This is a genomic window from Mesorhizobium sp. M2A.F.Ca.ET.046.03.2.1, assembly GCF_003952425.1.
Lineage (GTDB): Bacteria > Pseudomonadota > Alphaproteobacteria > Rhizobiales > Rhizobiaceae > Mesorhizobium.
Genome location: NZ_CP034449.1, coordinates 4,556,874 through 4,571,673, shown reverse-complemented (window position 1 = coordinate 4,571,673; position 14,800 = coordinate 4,556,874). Strand labels below are relative to the sequence as shown.

14 protein-coding genes are annotated in these 14,800 nt (G+C 66.2%); 6 read left to right on the top strand and 8 right to left on the bottom strand.

Translation table 11 applies throughout. The features are described 5' to 3' along the window. Positions 1-2: 2 nt before the first annotated feature. From EJ072_RS21845 to EJ072_RS21835, 4 genes are all read right to left on the bottom strand, one after another. Positions 3-1,304, bottom strand: coding sequence for a nitrate/nitrite transporter (locus EJ072_RS21845; RefSeq protein WP_126081242.1), 1,302 nt, complete (start codon positions 1,302-1,304; stop codon positions 3-5). A 62-nt stretch (positions 1,305-1,366) separates the two neighbouring features. Beyond that, positions 1,367-1,534, bottom strand: coding sequence for a hypothetical protein (locus EJ072_RS36085; protein WP_189343069.1), 168 nt, complete (start codon positions 1,532-1,534; stop codon positions 1,367-1,369). A 319-nt stretch (positions 1,535-1,853) separates the two neighbouring features. After that, complete coding sequence (locus EJ072_RS21840; protein WP_126081241.1) at positions 1,854-3,080, bottom strand: CmpA/NrtA family ABC transporter substrate-binding protein; 1,227 nt, start codon at positions 3,078-3,080, stop codon at positions 1,854-1,856. Continuing rightward, entirely contained in the window at positions 3,077-3,679 is a 603-nt protein-coding gene (locus EJ072_RS21835; RefSeq protein WP_042638220.1) for an ANTAR domain-containing response regulator, read from the bottom strand. The genes EJ072_RS21840 and EJ072_RS21835 overlap by 4 nt, the downstream gene beginning before the upstream one ends. A gap of 136 nt (positions 3,680-3,815) precedes the next feature. Between EJ072_RS21835 and EJ072_RS21830 the strand changes: the two genes are divergently transcribed. Further along, positions 3,816-4,547, top strand: a complete 732-nt coding sequence (locus EJ072_RS21830) for a Crp/Fnr family transcriptional regulator (protein ID WP_126081240.1) — start codon at positions 3,816-3,818, stop codon at positions 4,545-4,547. Between the two features lie 79 nt (positions 4,548-4,626). On the opposite strand, the gene EJ072_RS36955 is transcribed toward EJ072_RS21830, so the two are convergent. Continuing rightward, on the bottom strand, positions 4,627-5,256 hold the full coding sequence (locus EJ072_RS36955) for a hemerythrin domain-containing protein (RefSeq protein ID WP_245466935.1): 630 nt from the start codon (positions 5,254-5,256) through the stop codon (positions 4,627-4,629). Between the two features lie 34 nt (positions 5,257-5,290). Between EJ072_RS36955 and EJ072_RS21820 the strand changes: the two genes are divergently transcribed. Then, positions 5,291-6,907, top strand: coding sequence for an ATP-binding cassette domain-containing protein (locus EJ072_RS21820; RefSeq protein ID WP_126081239.1), 1,617 nt, complete (start codon positions 5,291-5,293; stop codon positions 6,905-6,907). Next, complete coding sequence (locus EJ072_RS21815; RefSeq protein WP_126081238.1) at positions 6,904-8,502, top strand: ATP-binding cassette domain-containing protein; 1,599 nt, start codon at positions 6,904-6,906, stop codon at positions 8,500-8,502. Before EJ072_RS21820 ends, EJ072_RS21815 begins: the two co-directional genes overlap by 4 nt. Here the strand turns inward: EJ072_RS21815 and EJ072_RS21810 are convergent, their stop codons facing one another. Next, positions 8,503-9,996: an ATP-binding protein gene (locus tag EJ072_RS21810; RefSeq protein ID WP_126081237.1), complete on the bottom strand. Its 1,494-nt coding sequence runs from the start codon at positions 9,994-9,996 to the stop codon at positions 8,503-8,505. Between the two features lie 286 nt (positions 9,997-10,282). On the opposite strand from EJ072_RS21810, the gene EJ072_RS21805 reads away from it, so the two are divergent. Continuing rightward, the gene (locus tag EJ072_RS21805; RefSeq protein WP_112126404.1) at positions 10,283-10,537 is read left to right on the top strand and encodes a hypothetical protein; all 255 of its coding nucleotides are present in this window, start codon (positions 10,283-10,285) and stop codon (positions 10,535-10,537) included. A 79-nt stretch (positions 10,538-10,616) separates the two neighbouring features. Here the strand turns inward: EJ072_RS21805 and EJ072_RS21800 are convergent, their stop codons facing one another. Beyond that, the gene (locus tag EJ072_RS21800; protein ID WP_126081236.1) at positions 10,617-11,099 is read right to left on the bottom strand and encodes a hypothetical protein; all 483 of its coding nucleotides are present in this window, start codon (positions 11,097-11,099) and stop codon (positions 10,617-10,619) included. Positions 11,100-11,281: 182 nt separating this feature from the next. Between EJ072_RS21800 and EJ072_RS21795 the strand changes: the two genes are divergently transcribed. Continuing rightward, positions 11,282-11,647: a RidA family protein gene (locus tag EJ072_RS21795; RefSeq protein WP_126081235.1), complete on the top strand. Its 366-nt coding sequence runs from the start codon at positions 11,282-11,284 to the stop codon at positions 11,645-11,647. A gap of 25 nt (positions 11,648-11,672) precedes the next feature. After that, a complete protein-coding gene (locus EJ072_RS21790; RefSeq protein ID WP_126081234.1) occupies positions 11,673-12,911 on the top strand; it encodes an amidohydrolase/deacetylase family metallohydrolase in 1,239 nt (412 codons plus the stop codon). Positions 12,912-12,956: 45 nt separating this feature from the next. On the opposite strand, the gene EJ072_RS21785 is transcribed toward EJ072_RS21790, so the two are convergent. Further along, on the bottom strand, positions 12,957-14,747 hold the full coding sequence (locus EJ072_RS21785; RefSeq protein ID WP_126081233.1) for an NAD(P)/FAD-dependent oxidoreductase: 1,791 nt from the start codon (positions 14,745-14,747) through the stop codon (positions 12,957-12,959). Between the last annotated feature and the right edge of the window lie 53 nt (positions 14,748-14,800).

Here is a 14,800-nt window from a genome sequence, read left to right as displayed (position 1 = left end):
GGTTATTCGGCGGCGTAGGAAAGGGACGATGTCTTGACGGCCGCCCGGCGCTCCATCCGGCGGATGCTGAAGTGCATCCAGACCAGGCAGGACAAGACGATCACGAAGAGCAGCATGAAGCAGCTCGACCAGACGCCGGTGAGGTCGTTCAGCGCGCCGAAGGCGATCGGCAGGATGAAGCCGCCGAGGCCGCCGATCATGCCGACCACGCCGCCGACCGCGCCGACGCTCTGCGGATAGTAGACGGGGATGTGCTTGTAGACGGCGGCCTTGCCGAGGCTCATGAAGAATCCGAGCACGGAGGCGATGGCGATGAAGGCGAGCGGGCCGATCTCGAAGTGGAACGGGATCGGCCCGCTGATGCCGCGCACCACGTAATCTGCCGAGGGGAGAGACAGAACGAGGGTCGCGACGGCAGAAACGCTGAAGGTCCAATAGAGCACGGCGCGTGCACCGATGCGGTCGGACAGCACGCCGCCATAGGCGCGGAAGATGCTTGCGGGGATCGAATAGGCGGCGCCGATCATGCCGGCGGTGGCGATGCCGAAGCCGTAGGCGCCGATCAGGTAGCGCGGCAGCCAGAGCGACAGCGCCACGAACGCGCCGAAGGCGAAGAAATAGTAGAAGGCGAAGCGCCAGACCTGCAGGTTCTTCAGCGGCGCGAATTCCTGCCAGAAGCTCCTCGTCGGCGCCGCCTTGCCGGCACGGCGTTCGCGGATGACAGGATCGTCGTTGGTGGTGAACCAGAAGACGATCGCCATGACGACTAGCGCCGCGGCCCAGATCAGCGCCACCGACTGCCAGCCCCAGGCAAGCAGCACGAGCGGCGCCAGGAACTTGGTGACCGCCGCACCGACATTGCCGACGCCGAAAATGCCGAGCGCCGTACCTTGTCTGCCGGCGGGGAAGAAGCGCGACACATAGGCGACGCCGACGGCGAAGGAGCCGCCAGCGAGACCGACGCCGAGGGCGGCAAGCAGCATCTGCTGATAGGTGTGGGCGAAAGCGAGCAGGAAGGTCGCGACCGCCGCCGCGAGCATGGTGAGCGTGTAGACCAGGCGGCCGCCATAGCGGTCGGTCCAGACGCCGAGCACCATGCGCACCAGCGATCCGGTCAGGATCGGCGTGCCGACCAGCAGGCCGAACTCGGTCTCGTTCAGCCCAAGCTCCTGCTTGATGCGCACGCCGATGATGGAAAAGATCGTCCACACCGCAAAGCAGACGGTGAAGGCGATGGTGGACATGACGAGCGCCTGCCGGGGAGCACTGTCCTGGCTTTGCGCGGCTGGGAGGTTTGCGGTCATGGTTGGCTCCGGTTTGCGGCGGCGGGCGCCGCGTGTGGTGTTGATCAGGCGTGCGGCATCGGTCAGCGCGCCGGGGCTTGCGCGGTCACATGCGAACCGTTGCCCTCGGCTTCGTGGCTGGCGGGAAACAAGAACAGCGCGGCAATGAACAGCACCGCCGTCAGCGCGCTGCTCGCCAGGACATCGCGGCGGGTGAAATCCTTGAGCGAGGGTCCGATCCGTCTGGTCATCGTCATCTCCGGTCCAAAACGAAAAAAGCTGCCGTCCAGGCCCCCTCGCGTCCGTACATCCGGGATCGCGTGGTGACCTGAGCGGCAGCTTTGCCTGTGGCGCCCGCCATTGGACGCCTGTTCTGTTGCCCACGAGGGGCTCGTCTATTTCAAAGCACGAAGCGTGCCAGTTTTACGAGAGATCAGAATTTCATTTAAAATCAGCATGCTGCACAATGGGCCTGCGGCGGAGCCAAGCTGCAACGCGGTCAAACATTGATCAATGGTATGGACATGCCGCACAAATTTTGTGCATCGCACAAGACTGGCGCGCGAATGATCAGGCGCGTTTCTGGCCGGCAATGTAGGCGTCGATCCGGTCCGGATCGAAGATCTGGCCGTCGAAAAATCCGTCGGGACCAAGCACCAGGCTCGCCCCCGCCGAGCCGACTGGCGTCGCAACCTTCAGCGCGCCCTCGACCTTGGCATTGGCGCCGGGCAGCGCCACGCCGAGCGGCTTCAGCGCCGAGCGGTAGAGGTCGGGCCGATAGCAGTCGCGGGCGATGGCGAGGTTCTGCGGTGTGTGCGGCAATTGCCCCCAGCGCACCATCTGCGTGTAGAACCACAGCGCATGGCTTTTCCAGGGGAAGTTCGCCGCCTTGTCGAAGGGCAGGAAGAAATCCTCGACGCGCCGCTCCACGCCGCCGCCAAGTTGAAGGCGTCCAGTGAGCGCCGGCATCTGGATTGCCTCCGGCTGCCCAAGGAAGGCCGGCTTCGCCATCAGCGCAGCCAGTTCGCCGCGGTTCGCCGGGTCCTGGCACCAGCGGGCGGCGTGATGCAACGCCCTGAGAAGTGCTGCAAGCGCCTCCGGGTTCTCCTCGGCCCACACCTTACGCGCGCCGATCACCTTTTCCGGACTGTTACGCCAGAGCAGCGCCTTGACGGTGACGATGCGGCCGGTTCCGGCCGCGACAGCGGCGCTGTTCCAAGGCTCGCCGACGCAATAGCCGTCGATGCGGCCGGCAGCCAGCGCATCGGCCATGAAGGGCGGCGGCACGATGACGATCTCGATGTCGCGGTCGGGATCGATGCCGCAGGCGGCCAGCCAGTAGCGCAGCTCGTAATTATGCCCGGAATGCGGATGCACGACGGCGAAGCGCAGCGGCTCGCGGCCGGCACCCGCCCGCTCGCGGATCAGAGCGCCAAGCGCCGACCCCGCGCGCGCCGGATCGAGGTCGGGCGCGGCACCTTGCGTCGCCATGCCGTCCCAAACCGCGTTGGACACGGTGATGCAGTTGCCGCCGAGCCCGAGCGAGAAGGGCACGATGGTCTCCGAGGCAAGCGGCGTGAGGCCGAGGCTGCAGGCGAGCGGCATCGGCCCCAGCATATGGGCGACGTCGAAATGGCCGATGGCGATGCGGTCGCGGATGTTGGCCCAGGAGGTCTCACGCTGCAGCTTGAGCTCGATGCCCTCGCGGGCGGCAAAGCCTATCTCGCCGGCCACGACCAGAACGGCGCTGTCGAAGAGCGGCATGAAGCCGGCGGTGATTTCGTGCGCCATGCTCATTCGCCCTCCAGCGGTCCCAGCAATCCCGCCGCGGTCACCAGACTCTGGGCGATCTCGGCGATCTTGCGGTTCTGGTTCATGGCGGTCTTGCGCAGAAGCGTGTAGGCAGCCTCCTCGCTCAAGCCCCGCGACTTCATCAATATGCCCTTGGCCCGGTCGATGACCTTGCGGTTCTCCAGCTCGCTGCGCGCCTCCTCCAATTCGCGCGCCATGCGCGAGAAGGCGTTGAAGCGGCTGATCGCCATGTCGAGGATCGGCTTGATGCGTTCCTTCTTCAGCCCGTCGACGACATAGGCGGACACGCCCGCATCGACTGCGGCCTCGATCGAGGCCTGGTCGGAGCGGTCGACGAACATGGCGATCGGCCGCTTCACCGCGCGCGACAGCTGGAACATGTTCTCCAGCATGTCGCGGTTGGGATTTTCCAGATCGATGACGATGACGTCCGGCTCGATCTCGGCGATGCGCCGGGCAATGCCGGCCACGTCATGGATCACCGTGACATGGCGATGGCCTGCGTCCCGCAACCCGGCCTCGATGATCGAGGCGCGGATGCGGTTCTCGTCGATAACAAGGATGGTCAACGAACCGGTGGACATGCGCCTATTGTGCAGGCGGCCCGCAATTGTGCAATGCGGCGATCGACGGATTGGTTTCCATCCGATCCTCGAGGCACGGGCTGCGACGCTTTCGCGTCCCGGCCTGCGTTGCCGGTGAAGGGCGGGAACACTATAGATGTTCATCGTGCGCGAAGATATTCACACGGCAGGCGTCCCGGTACTCTGCGTTTCATGCGAGGCGCGGCACCGCGGCATATGCGGCGCGCTCAACGCCGGGCAGCTCGTCGATCTTGCCAAATCGACGAAACGGCACGAGGCCGAGGCCGGCAAGGAGTTGGTGGGCGATTCCAGGAGCGTCGAGCGTTTCTCGAACGTGCTTTCAGGCGTCGTGAAGCTGACCAAGACGCTTTCCGACGGCCGCCAGCAGATTGTCGGCCTGCAATTCGCTCCCGATTTCCTCGGCAGACCGTTCCAGAGCGAGAGCACGCTCAGCGCCGAGGCGGCGACAGACGTCGAACTATGCTCGTTCCCGCGCCAGGCGCTGGAGCGCATGATAAAGGAGCAGCCCAACCTTGAGCATCGCCTGCTCGAACAGAAGCTGCGCGAGCTTGACCAGGCGCGCGACTGGATGGTGGCGCTCGGCCGCAAGACGGCCTCCGAGAAGATATCGAGCTTCCTTCTGATGATCGCGCGCAACATCGACCCCGCCGCCGGGCCGGAGCGGCGCAGCGCCGCTTTCGATCTGCCGTTGTCGCGCGCGGAGATCGCGGATTTCCTGGGTCTCACCGTCGAGACGGTAAGCCGGCAGATCACCCGGCTGCGGGGCGAGGGCGTCATCCGCGTCGAAAACAACCGCCACGTCATCGTCGACGACATCGGGCGCCTGGCCGCGCGGGCCGGAGACTGATCCCCGGGGCGTTCGTTTAGAGCAATTCCAGGAAAAGTGCATAGCGGTTTTCCGTCCGGAATTGCGTAAAGACAAATACTTACTGATTGCCGAGAACCTTCGGCAGCACGTGGTCGCGCTCAAAGGCAATGTGGCGGCGCAACGATTCGAAGAAGGCGCGCAGCATATAGCCGAACGCCTCGGGATTTTCGATCTGCCGCCCGTGGCCGTAGGCCAGCAGCGCCTCGCTGAGATCCGCCGCCGCGCTTTCATCCTCCAGGTGCTCGAGCTTCAATCGCGCGACGGTGTCTTCCTCGCCCGTCTGCCGCGCAAAGGCAGGGAAGACGACCTCTTCCTCGAAGCGGTGGCACTCGCGCAGCAGCGGCAAGAGGTCGGCCGCCACGGCGAGGCACTGGAGCCGGTCGACGCGCGATGGCAGGTCGTCGGCGATGCCTTCGAGCATGTGGCAGAGCGCGAGCTTCTGCATATGCGCCCGCCGCATATCTGCCGGGCTGTGCAGCGGCTCCGGCTCGGCGCTCGTCATGATAGCTCCTCCGTCACGCCCGGGCTCAAGGCGGGTTGCTGCTCGACGGCAACAGGATCGGGAACATCGCCAGCCCACCGTGGCAATTGCCGTCGCGACGCCGAGGAAGAAAGTCGGACATGGAGCATCCTTTCTGGACATCGCCTCATAGCGCGACACGAATGCTGGAGACTTGACCTGAATCAACTCATGTCCTCCTCGCCTGTGCGAGAAGCGGGCCATGAAAACGCAGGTCGTTCCCGCACCGGTTCCTGATTCCGCCGCCGCGACGCCCGGTACCTTTCAGTCGCTTTCCGCCGCCCAGGGACTGGCAAGGCGTGGATTGCGCGGTCTTCTCGCCTTGCAGGCGGTCCGCACCGTGCTCAGGCTCGGCGTCGCCGCGACGGCGGCGATGGCCGCCGGCCGGCTCGTGATGGGCGAGACGGTCGATCCATGGCTCGTCGCCGGGATGATCGCGCTGCTCGCGGCCACATGCCTCGCCGGATTCGCCGCCGAAAGGATGCAGGCTTCCGCGGAAAACGCCATGTCGACGCGACTGCGGGCGCTCGCGAGCGAGCGACTGGGCAAGATGCCGGCGCGGCAGCTGCAGTCGCTCTCGACAGGGGCCTTGATCGTCTCGATGCAGCGCCATCCGGAGGCGATCGCCGCACTGGTGGTGGGCCATCGTGCCGCCACGGCCATGATGGCGGCCGGGCCATTGCTCGCTGCCATCGCGCTTTGCTTCGTCTCCTGGCAGGCCGCGCTGCTGGTCATCTGCCTGACGCCGGTCATGATCCTGTTCTTCGCGCTGGTGGGCAATGCGATCCGCCGGCGCGCCGACGCCCAGGAGTGTGCCTTCGGCCGGCTGGCGGGCCAGTTCGCCGACCGCGTCCGCACGCTGCCCACAATTCTTGCCAACCACGCGACGGCAAGCGAGGAGGCAAAACTCGGCCATCGCCTGGAGGGCTACGCGGGCGAGACGATCGGTCTGCTGCGTATAGCCTTTGCCAATGCCGGGATCATCGACTTCTTCGCCTCGCTCTCGATTGCGATCCTCGCCATCCTCCTCGGCCTGGGGCACCTGAAGCTTGCGACGATCCCCGGCTTCTCCAATCTCGAGCTCTGGCAGAGCCTGTTCATCCTGATGATCGCGCCGGAATATTTCGCACCATTCCGCCGCTTCTCGGAGCAGTACCATGCCAAGGCGGAAGGGTTGGCGGCTGCCACCGCGCTGGACCGGCTGCTCGGCGCCGAACCGATCGCGTCGACGACCTTGCCGGTGCTCGACCGGTTGCGCCTGACATTGCCTGCACATGGCCTCGTCGCCATCGTCGGTCCGAGCGGATCGGGCAAATCGACGCTTCTGCGCCGTCTCGCCGGGCTCGAGCCGGGCGCCATGCCGAAGCCGGGAACCCGTCCGCTGGCCGCTGGGGAGATCGCCTGGGTTTCGACGGATGCCTACGTGCCCGAAGGAACGTTGTCGGAGGCTATTTCGTGGAATGGCGGCGCGCTGGACCGGAGCCGGCTGGAAAATGCCGCGCGCGCGATCGGGCTGCTCGACGACGCCCTGCTGCCAGGCGGTCTCGATGCAAGGCTGGACAAGGGCGGCGCCAATCTTTCGGGCGGCCAGCGGCTTCGCATCGCCATCGCCCGCGCGCAACTTTTCGGACGGACCGTGCTGGCCGACGAGCCGACGGCAAAACTCGACCGCGCGACCGCCGAGGCCGTGCAGCGCATGCTGATCGGGATTTCAGAGGCGCGGCTGGTCGTTGTGGCGACGCATGACCGGGAGCTTGCCGCCGCCGCCGACCTGGTTGTGGATCTCACCCGTGACGATACCGTCGAGGTGGCGGCATGAGCACAGCGTTTCAGTCATCGAACCGGAAGTCGTGGCGGCTGGCGACGGGCTTCGCCTTCACCGCGCTGGCCTGCGCCATATTGCTGGGCGGCGTGTCCGCTTGGCTGCTCGGCTCGGTGGCGATCGCCGGCCTTTCCGCCACCGCTTTCACTTTCAACTTTCACACCCCCGCGGCTTTCATCAGGCTGTTCGCGGTTGGCCGCACCGCCGCCCGCTATGGCGAGCGGCTGACCGGACACAAGGCCGCGCTCACCGATCAGATATCGCGTCGCGTCGAGCTGTTCGCCGCGATGGCGGCGGCGCCGGCGGTGCGCCGGGCCGGATGGCAGCTGGGCGACGATTCGCGCCTTGCCGACTATCTGGACGATGTCGAGGACCTCGACTTCGCCAGGCTGCGCGCCGGCCTGCCGGCTCTGACGCTTGCCTGCGGCCTCGCGGTCCTGGTCGCCGGCTCGGCGGTGCTGGCGCCTTTGTCCCTCCTGCCCATCATAGTCTTGCTGCTTGCCATCCTGTTCGCGGGGAACCGGGTGGCCAGAGCTGGCGCCATGGCATGGCGTGAGACCAGGTCGCTGCGCCGCGGGGGCGCGAGCCGGCTTGGCGCGGCCATGGCGTCAGCGGTACCCCTGAAGGCGGAGGGCGCCTGGAACCGCGAATGCACTGAGGCCCTTGCCGCGCTCTCTCGCGCCGACGCCGCGCAGCTTGCCCTTCGCCGGCTGCAGGCCATGCTGGACATGATCGGCGCGGCTTTCGGTCCGGTTGCCGGCGTCAGTGTGATGGCGGCTGCCTGGTATGCGGGCAGACAAGGCACGGAGCTTCTCGCGCCGATGCTGCTCGCCTTCTCCTGGCTGGCGCTGGGCGAAACCATGAATGGCGCATCGCGCATGCTGGTTGCCGTGCTCCGCCGCAACGCGGCTTGCGCCGAGATCGGCCAATGGACACGCGGCACCGCGGCCGGCAGGCGCGAATTCGCCCTGGATGACATCAAGCCCGCCCTGCTGCTTCATGGCGGCCTGCAACGCCGTGCACCCGACGGCCGGTCGATCGGAACGCCCATCTCTCTGCTCCTCGCGCGGGGCCAGCCGACACTGCTCGTCGGCGCAAGCGGTTCGGGCAAGACGAGCCTGCTCAAGCAGATCGCCGGCTGGATCGGCGACGATGCCTTCGCCACCGACGACCGCATCCTGTCGGCAGGCGAGCGGCGGGCGCTCGTGTCCCTCGTCCTGCACGACGCGGTCGTGCTGGAGGACACCGTCCGCGCCAATCTCTTCGCCGGCGATGTCCCGGATGCCGCGCTGTGGCGGGCGCTGGAAGCCGTCGAGATGGACGGCCGCATCCGCGACTCGGGGGGGCTGGACAGCTGGGTCAGGCAGGACAGGTTCTCGCTCGGCGAAGCGCAGCGCATCAACCTCGCGCGCGCCTGGCTGTCACCCCGACCCGTTGTGTTGCTTGACGAACCGACCGAGCATCTCGACGAGGCGCAGGGCGAGCGCATCCTCGAGCGGCTGCTCGCCCGCTTCAGCGATAGGATCGTCGTCGTCTCCACCCATCGCGCGCCGCCGCTTCGCGATGTCCGCACGATCGAGTTGCAGCCGTAATCACGCCGCCGAGCTGTCCTGCTCCAAGGCGTTCGGGTCGCCCGGCGCCGTCGCCCAGGCGAGCTCGACCAGCGTCACTGTGCGTCGCCCTGTGCCGTCGACCTGACAGACGATGAGGCCCTGCTCCTCGATATAGTCGAGCAGCCGCCGCGCGCGGCGCAGCGAATGCGAGCCGTAGGCCCGCGCAATCGCCGCGTCGCTCGGGCAAGGCCAGCCTTCCTTGGCGGCGCGGGCGATCATCATGAACACGCCCTGCATGTCCTCGGGCAGCAGCGAGGCGCGCACGGAGACGTCCCGCCAGGCATCGTCCTCGGCCATGTCGGAGCCGACGCCGGCACGCGCCCTGGTCAGCATTCGGCGGAATTCCGGAAGATCGGGCACCACCGAGGCAAGCCCTTCGATGCGGCAGCGGACCACGAACTCCTGATAGAGCACGCCGATGACGCGGAAACCCGCATCAGGCTCGGCCAGAATGGCGCGCAGGATGCGGTCCATGCGCTCGCGCCGTTCGGCCAGGTCCTCGGCGCTGGGCTGCGGCTCGGCCGGCTCAGGGCGTATCTCCAGCGGCGCGGCCTTGGCTGCCATCAGCTGGTCGAGGAGATCCGGCGAAGGCCGGCGCTGCGGCCTGACCGTCTCCGGTGGCGGCGCGGCAAGGATGATCGAGCGCGCATCCTCCAACGCCGCTTCCGGCAGCGGCATCAGCCGCGGCGTGCCGTTGCGCGGGCTGGTCTCGGTCTGGCCGATGCGCACGCCGAGCGGGCGGCGCGACAAAGCGGGCCCAAGCGCCATGAAATGCCCGCGCTCCAGGTCGCGGAAGGCTTCGGCCTGGCGCCGCTCCATGCCGAGCAGGTCGGCCGCGCGCGCCATGTCGATGTCGAGAAAGGTGCGGCCCATCAGGAAGTTGGAGGCTTCCGCCGCGACGTTCTTGGCGAGCTTCGCCAGCCGCTGCGTGGCGATGATGCCGGCCAGCCCGCGCTTGCGGCCGCGGCACATCAGATTGGTCATGGCGCCGAGCGAAAGCTTGCGCGCCTCGTCCGAAACCTCGCCGGCGGCGGCGGGCGCGAAGAGCTGCGCCTCGTCGACGACCACCAGCATCGGGTACCAGTGGTCGCGCGCGACCTCGAACAGCCCGCCGAGGAAAGCCGCTGCGCGCCGCATCTGGTTCTCGGCGTCGAGCCCCTCGAGATTGAGCACCGTCGAGACGCGGTGGATGCGCGCGCGCTCGCCCGCCGCCTGCAGACCGCGCTCGGTATGCTCCTCGGCGTCGATCACCAGATGTCCAAAGCGTTCACCCAGCGACACGAAATCGCCTTCGGGGTCGATGATGGTCTGCTGCACCCAGGGCGCGCTCTGTTCGAGCAGCCGGCGCAGCAGATGCGACTTGCCGGAACCCGAATTGCCCTGCACCAGCAGGCGGGTCGCCAGCAATTCCTCAAGGTCGAGGGCCGCCGGCGCGCCTGCGCTCGTCTGCCCCATCTCGATTGCAACCGTCATATTTCGACTCAGAACGCCTCCATGCGCGCAAGCGGGCTTATCAACCGAAGCTGGGCACGTCGAGCATGGCCGCGCACCGCCGGGCGGTGTTCCACATCTAAGGGCGAGCGTGCTCGTCCCCATGGGCGAGCGTCGGCTCGCCCCATGCGCGAGCGTGAGCTCGTCCCTACACGGCGGATGGCGGCAGGCTGTCGCCATCGGCACTGGTCGGACCACCATTTCGCTGGCGCAATCCAGCCATTGGCGTATCATCTTTCGAGGGAGGGTTCATGGCAGGAGGAGGCCAATGAACGTCGCTGCGGAAGTGCCCGTCATGGATCCGACGGTGCAAGACCTTGTTTCGTCTGCCCTTTCGAAGTTTCGCGCCGGCGACACCGTGTCCACACGCGCCATGCTCGATGCCATACGCCATGCCGATCCATCCTGCGAGGACAGCGATGACCATCTGGTTGAGCTGATCGTGATGGCCGCCGTTGGTAAGACCATGGGTGTCGTGTTCGACCACCGCTCGCCCGATGAGCGGTTGCCGCGGCTGTCATAGGCTCTGAAGCGTTTGCCTGCGTATGTGAGCACCGGAAGCGCGGGAGCCCGCCGTTTGTAGGCCGGCCTCACGGCACGCTTTAGCCCAATGGATGCGGCATGTAACCGACGAAGCCCGCGATCTTCCAGCGGCCGCCGACCTTGCGGCAGAAATAGAGCGTCTGCCATTTCAGCCGGTCGACGCCGCCATCGGCCTTGGCGACGGAACCGTCGAACTTCTTGTGCAGCACCGCGCGATCGCCGTCGACATCTATGTCGCGCATGTTGGTGACACGAAACAGCGCCTCGCGCAGCGGCTCGGCGAATTTTGTCGCCGCAGTTTCCTTGGCCTGGCGCAGCCATTCGTCGCGATAGACCTCCAGCTTCGGGAACTGCAGCCGCCACGCATCGGCATTGGCGAGGAAATGCGCGTGCATGCCGAAGAAGCTCTCAGCGATGAAATCGTCCTCGACCATCGACCAGTCCTGTCCGAGGAAGGCATCGATGTCGCGCCGCACCAGCATTTCCCAAAGCGCGTGGCGGTCGGCATCGCCTTCCGGGAAGGGGTTCTTATCGAAGGTCATGCTGGATCTCCCTCATATCGCGGCCGAAGGCGGCGTCGAGCGCAAGATGCTCAGGCTTCTGTAATAAAGCAACATGGATTTCGAAAAAATGTTGCTTTCCGACATCGCCTCTATGAGGATCGTGCCGACAGGCGTAGACGGCTATGCGACCGGTTACGTTCAAACGCCAAGAGGAGACTCACTTGCCCAAGCAATGCTTTGGAAAATCGCATGTCCCGCTCTCGCCCGCCGTGCGCGCCGGCGATTTCGTCTATGTCTCCGGCCAGGTGCCGGTGGGCAGCGACGGGCTGGTGGTGAAGGGCGGCATCGCCGAGCAGACCGAGCAGGTGCTGCAGAACGTCAAGGCGGCGCTGGCGCTGGCCGGCTGCGGCATGGACGATGTGGTCAAGACCACCGTCTGGCTGGAGGACGCGCGCGATTTCGGCACCTTCAACACCGTCTATGCGAAGCATTTCCCAAACGACCCGCCGGCGCGCACCACGGTCGAGTCGCGCCTGATGATCGACATCAAGATCGAGGTCGAGGCCGTCGCCTACCGGCCGGTCTGATCGCGCTACAAAACCGGAGGTACCGATGCAGTTCGATCTCCTGATCAAGGGCGGGCGCGTGATCGATCCCGCATCGGGCCTGGACGCGCAGCGCGACGTCGCCATTGCCGATGGCCGCGTCGCCGCGATCGAGGCGGCCATCGATGCCGAACATACCGCGCAGGTGGTCGATGCCAGGGACTGCATCGTCACGCCCGGCCTCGTCGACCTGCACAGCCATGTCTATTGGGGCGGCACCTCGCTCGGTGTCGATGCCGACCGGCTGGCCGCCAAGAGCGGCACCACCACCTTCGTCGATGCCGGCAGCGCCGGTGCCGGCAATTTCCTCGGCTTTCGCCGCCATGTCATCGAGCGCTCGAAGGTCCGCATCCTCGCTTACGTCAACATTTCCTTTGCCGGCATATTCGGCTTCGCCAAGACCGTATCGGTCGGCGAATGCAGCGACCTCAGGCTCTGCGAGCCGCGCGAGACGGTGGCCGCGGTGCGCGAGCACACCGATCTCGTCGTCGGCGTGAAAGTCCGCTCCGGCAAGCATGCCGGCGGTACCAGCGGCATCGCCCCGGTCGATCTCGCGCTCGAAGCCGCTGACAAGGTCGGCTTGCCGCTGATGGCGCATATCGACGAACCGCCGCCGGGCCGTTCGGAAGTGCTGCCCAGGCTGCGCCGCGGCGACATCCTCACCCACTGCTTCCGGCCATTCCCCAACGCCCCGGTCTTCGCCTCGGGCACGGTGCGGCCGGACATGCGGCTCGCGCGCGAGCGCGGCGTCATCTTCGACATCGGCCACGGCATGGGCTCCTTCGACTTCGAGGTGGCGAAGGCGATGCTCGCCGAGGGTCTCGCGCCCGACGTCATATCGAGCGACGTTCACCTCTACTGCGTCGACGGCCCGGCCTTCGACATGCTGGTCTGCATGTCGAAGCTCATGGCGCTCGGCATGCCGCTGGTCGAGGTGCTGCGCGCCGCGACGGTGAATCCCGCGCAGGCGATCGCCCGACCCGAGCTCGGTGCGCTGAAGGTCGGCGGCATCGGCGACGTTGCGGTGCTGCGGCTCCAGCCCGGCCGCTTCACCTTCGTCGATGCTGTCGGGGCGTCATTGATCGCGGACCAGCGCCTGGTGTCCAACGGCATTGCCATCGGCGGCAAATGGTGGCCAAACGAAGCGCCCGACCACGACGAGACCGAACGCTTCGAAGCGCATGCGCATCACACGCATGTGGATGTGGCGGCCAGGCATCTTGGCCCCTCAAAATCGTCGTTCTAGGGTCTACGTACCGCCTCGCGTCGCACCGCCCCAGGATAACAAACGCTAGGTTCGCGAATTACTCGGCTCGCCATAAACAGGCGTCGCAATTCCTTCCATCCGCGCCTTCAGCTGCAGCGCCACATATTTCGAATAGAAGCGCGACAGCGCCAGATTGCCACCGTGGAACCACAGCCCCTCCTGCGCCGTCGGCTTCCACATGTTGCGCAACTCGCCCTGCCAGGGACCGGGGTCGCCCTTCACGCCGGAGCCGAGGCCCCAGCACGGACCGACCTTGTCGGCGACCTCGCGTGAGACGACAGCGGCAACCGTCTCGTTCATCGACTGATAACCGGTGCAGCAGACGATCGCATCGACTTCCAATTCGCTGCCGTCCTCGAACAGGATGCCGTTCGGCGTCAGCGACTTGATGCCGACGCCGCTTTTGACTTTGATCTCGCCGTTCAGGATCAGCTCGCAGGCGCCGACATCGATGTAATAGCCCGAGCCGGTGCGATAGGCCTTCATCAAGAGCCCGGTCTCGTCTTCGCCGAAATCGATGGAGAAGCCGCTGTCGCTGAGACGCGTGTAGAAATCCCCGTCTCGCGCCCTGATCACGTCATAGAGCGCGCGCTGGCCCTTGGGCACCAAAGCGAAGGGCGTGGAAGCCACGATCATATCGGCCTTGTCGGTGGTGATGCCGCGCGCCAGCGCCTTCTCGGAAAAGATCTCGAAGCCGACATCCATAAGCGTATCGGATTTCACCACGGTCGTCGGCGAGCGCTGCACCATGGTGACCTTGGCGCCTGCTTCCCACAGGTCGACGCTGACATCGTGGCCGGAGCTTGCAGCACCGATCACCGCGACGCGTTTGCCGCGGAACTTCTCGCCGGTGGAATACTGGCTGGAATGCAAAAGCTCGCCCTTGAAGCTGTCGACGCCCGGCAATTCGATCCGCCGCGGCGGCCCGTAGGCGCCGGTGGCGAAGACGATGTGCTTCGGCTTCAGCGTGACGCGCTGGCCGACGCGGTCGACCACCACGGTCCAGACCTTTTCGGCCTCGTCATAGGCAGCGCTGATGCATTTGGTGGCCACCCAATAGTTCAGCTCCATGACGCGCGTGTACATTTCCAGCCAGTCGCCCATCTTGTCCTTGGGCGTGAAGACCGGCCAGTTTTCCGGGAACGGAATGTAGGGCAGATGGTCATACCAGACCGGGTCGTGCAGCACGAGCGAGCGGTAGCGGTTGCGCCAGGAATCGCCGGCGCGCGCATTCTTCTCGATGATGAGCGTCGGAACGCCGAGCTGCCGCAGCCGGGCGCCGAGCATGATGCCGCCCTGCCCGCCGCCGATCACCAGGCAATAGGGCTGCTCGTGCACGCCGAGATCGCGCGCCTCACGCGCTCTCGCTTCGGCCCAGGTCTCGCGCTTGGGGTCGGCCTTGTGGCGGATGCCGAGCGGCCGCGCCGGGCCCTTTTGCTCCTCGAAACCCTTGAGCTCGCTCATCGCCGTGAACAGCGTACGGCAGCGGCCATCCTTGAGCCGCAGGATCCCCTCGCCCCGCGCCACCCCAGTCTCGAACGTGAACCAAGCCTCGACGATGCCGTCGTCGACGCTCGGCTCGCCGGTCAGGTGCCAATGTGATGGCTGCGCCAGCGACAGCGTGGCCTTCAGCATCTCGCGGATCGCGGCCTGCCCCTCCATGGTCTTTATGTTCCATGTGAAGGTCAAAAGATCGCGCCAGTAGCAATCCTCCGCAAAGAGGTTCGTCGCCGCCTCGATATCGCCCGCCTCCAGCGCCCGGCCGAATGAGCCGAGCCAGGTTGCCGCCTGTTGCGATGGTGCGATGTCGAGCATTTTTCTTCGTTCCCTTTTTCAGTTCGAAATCCGGCGGCGCCTTCCCCTTCTCC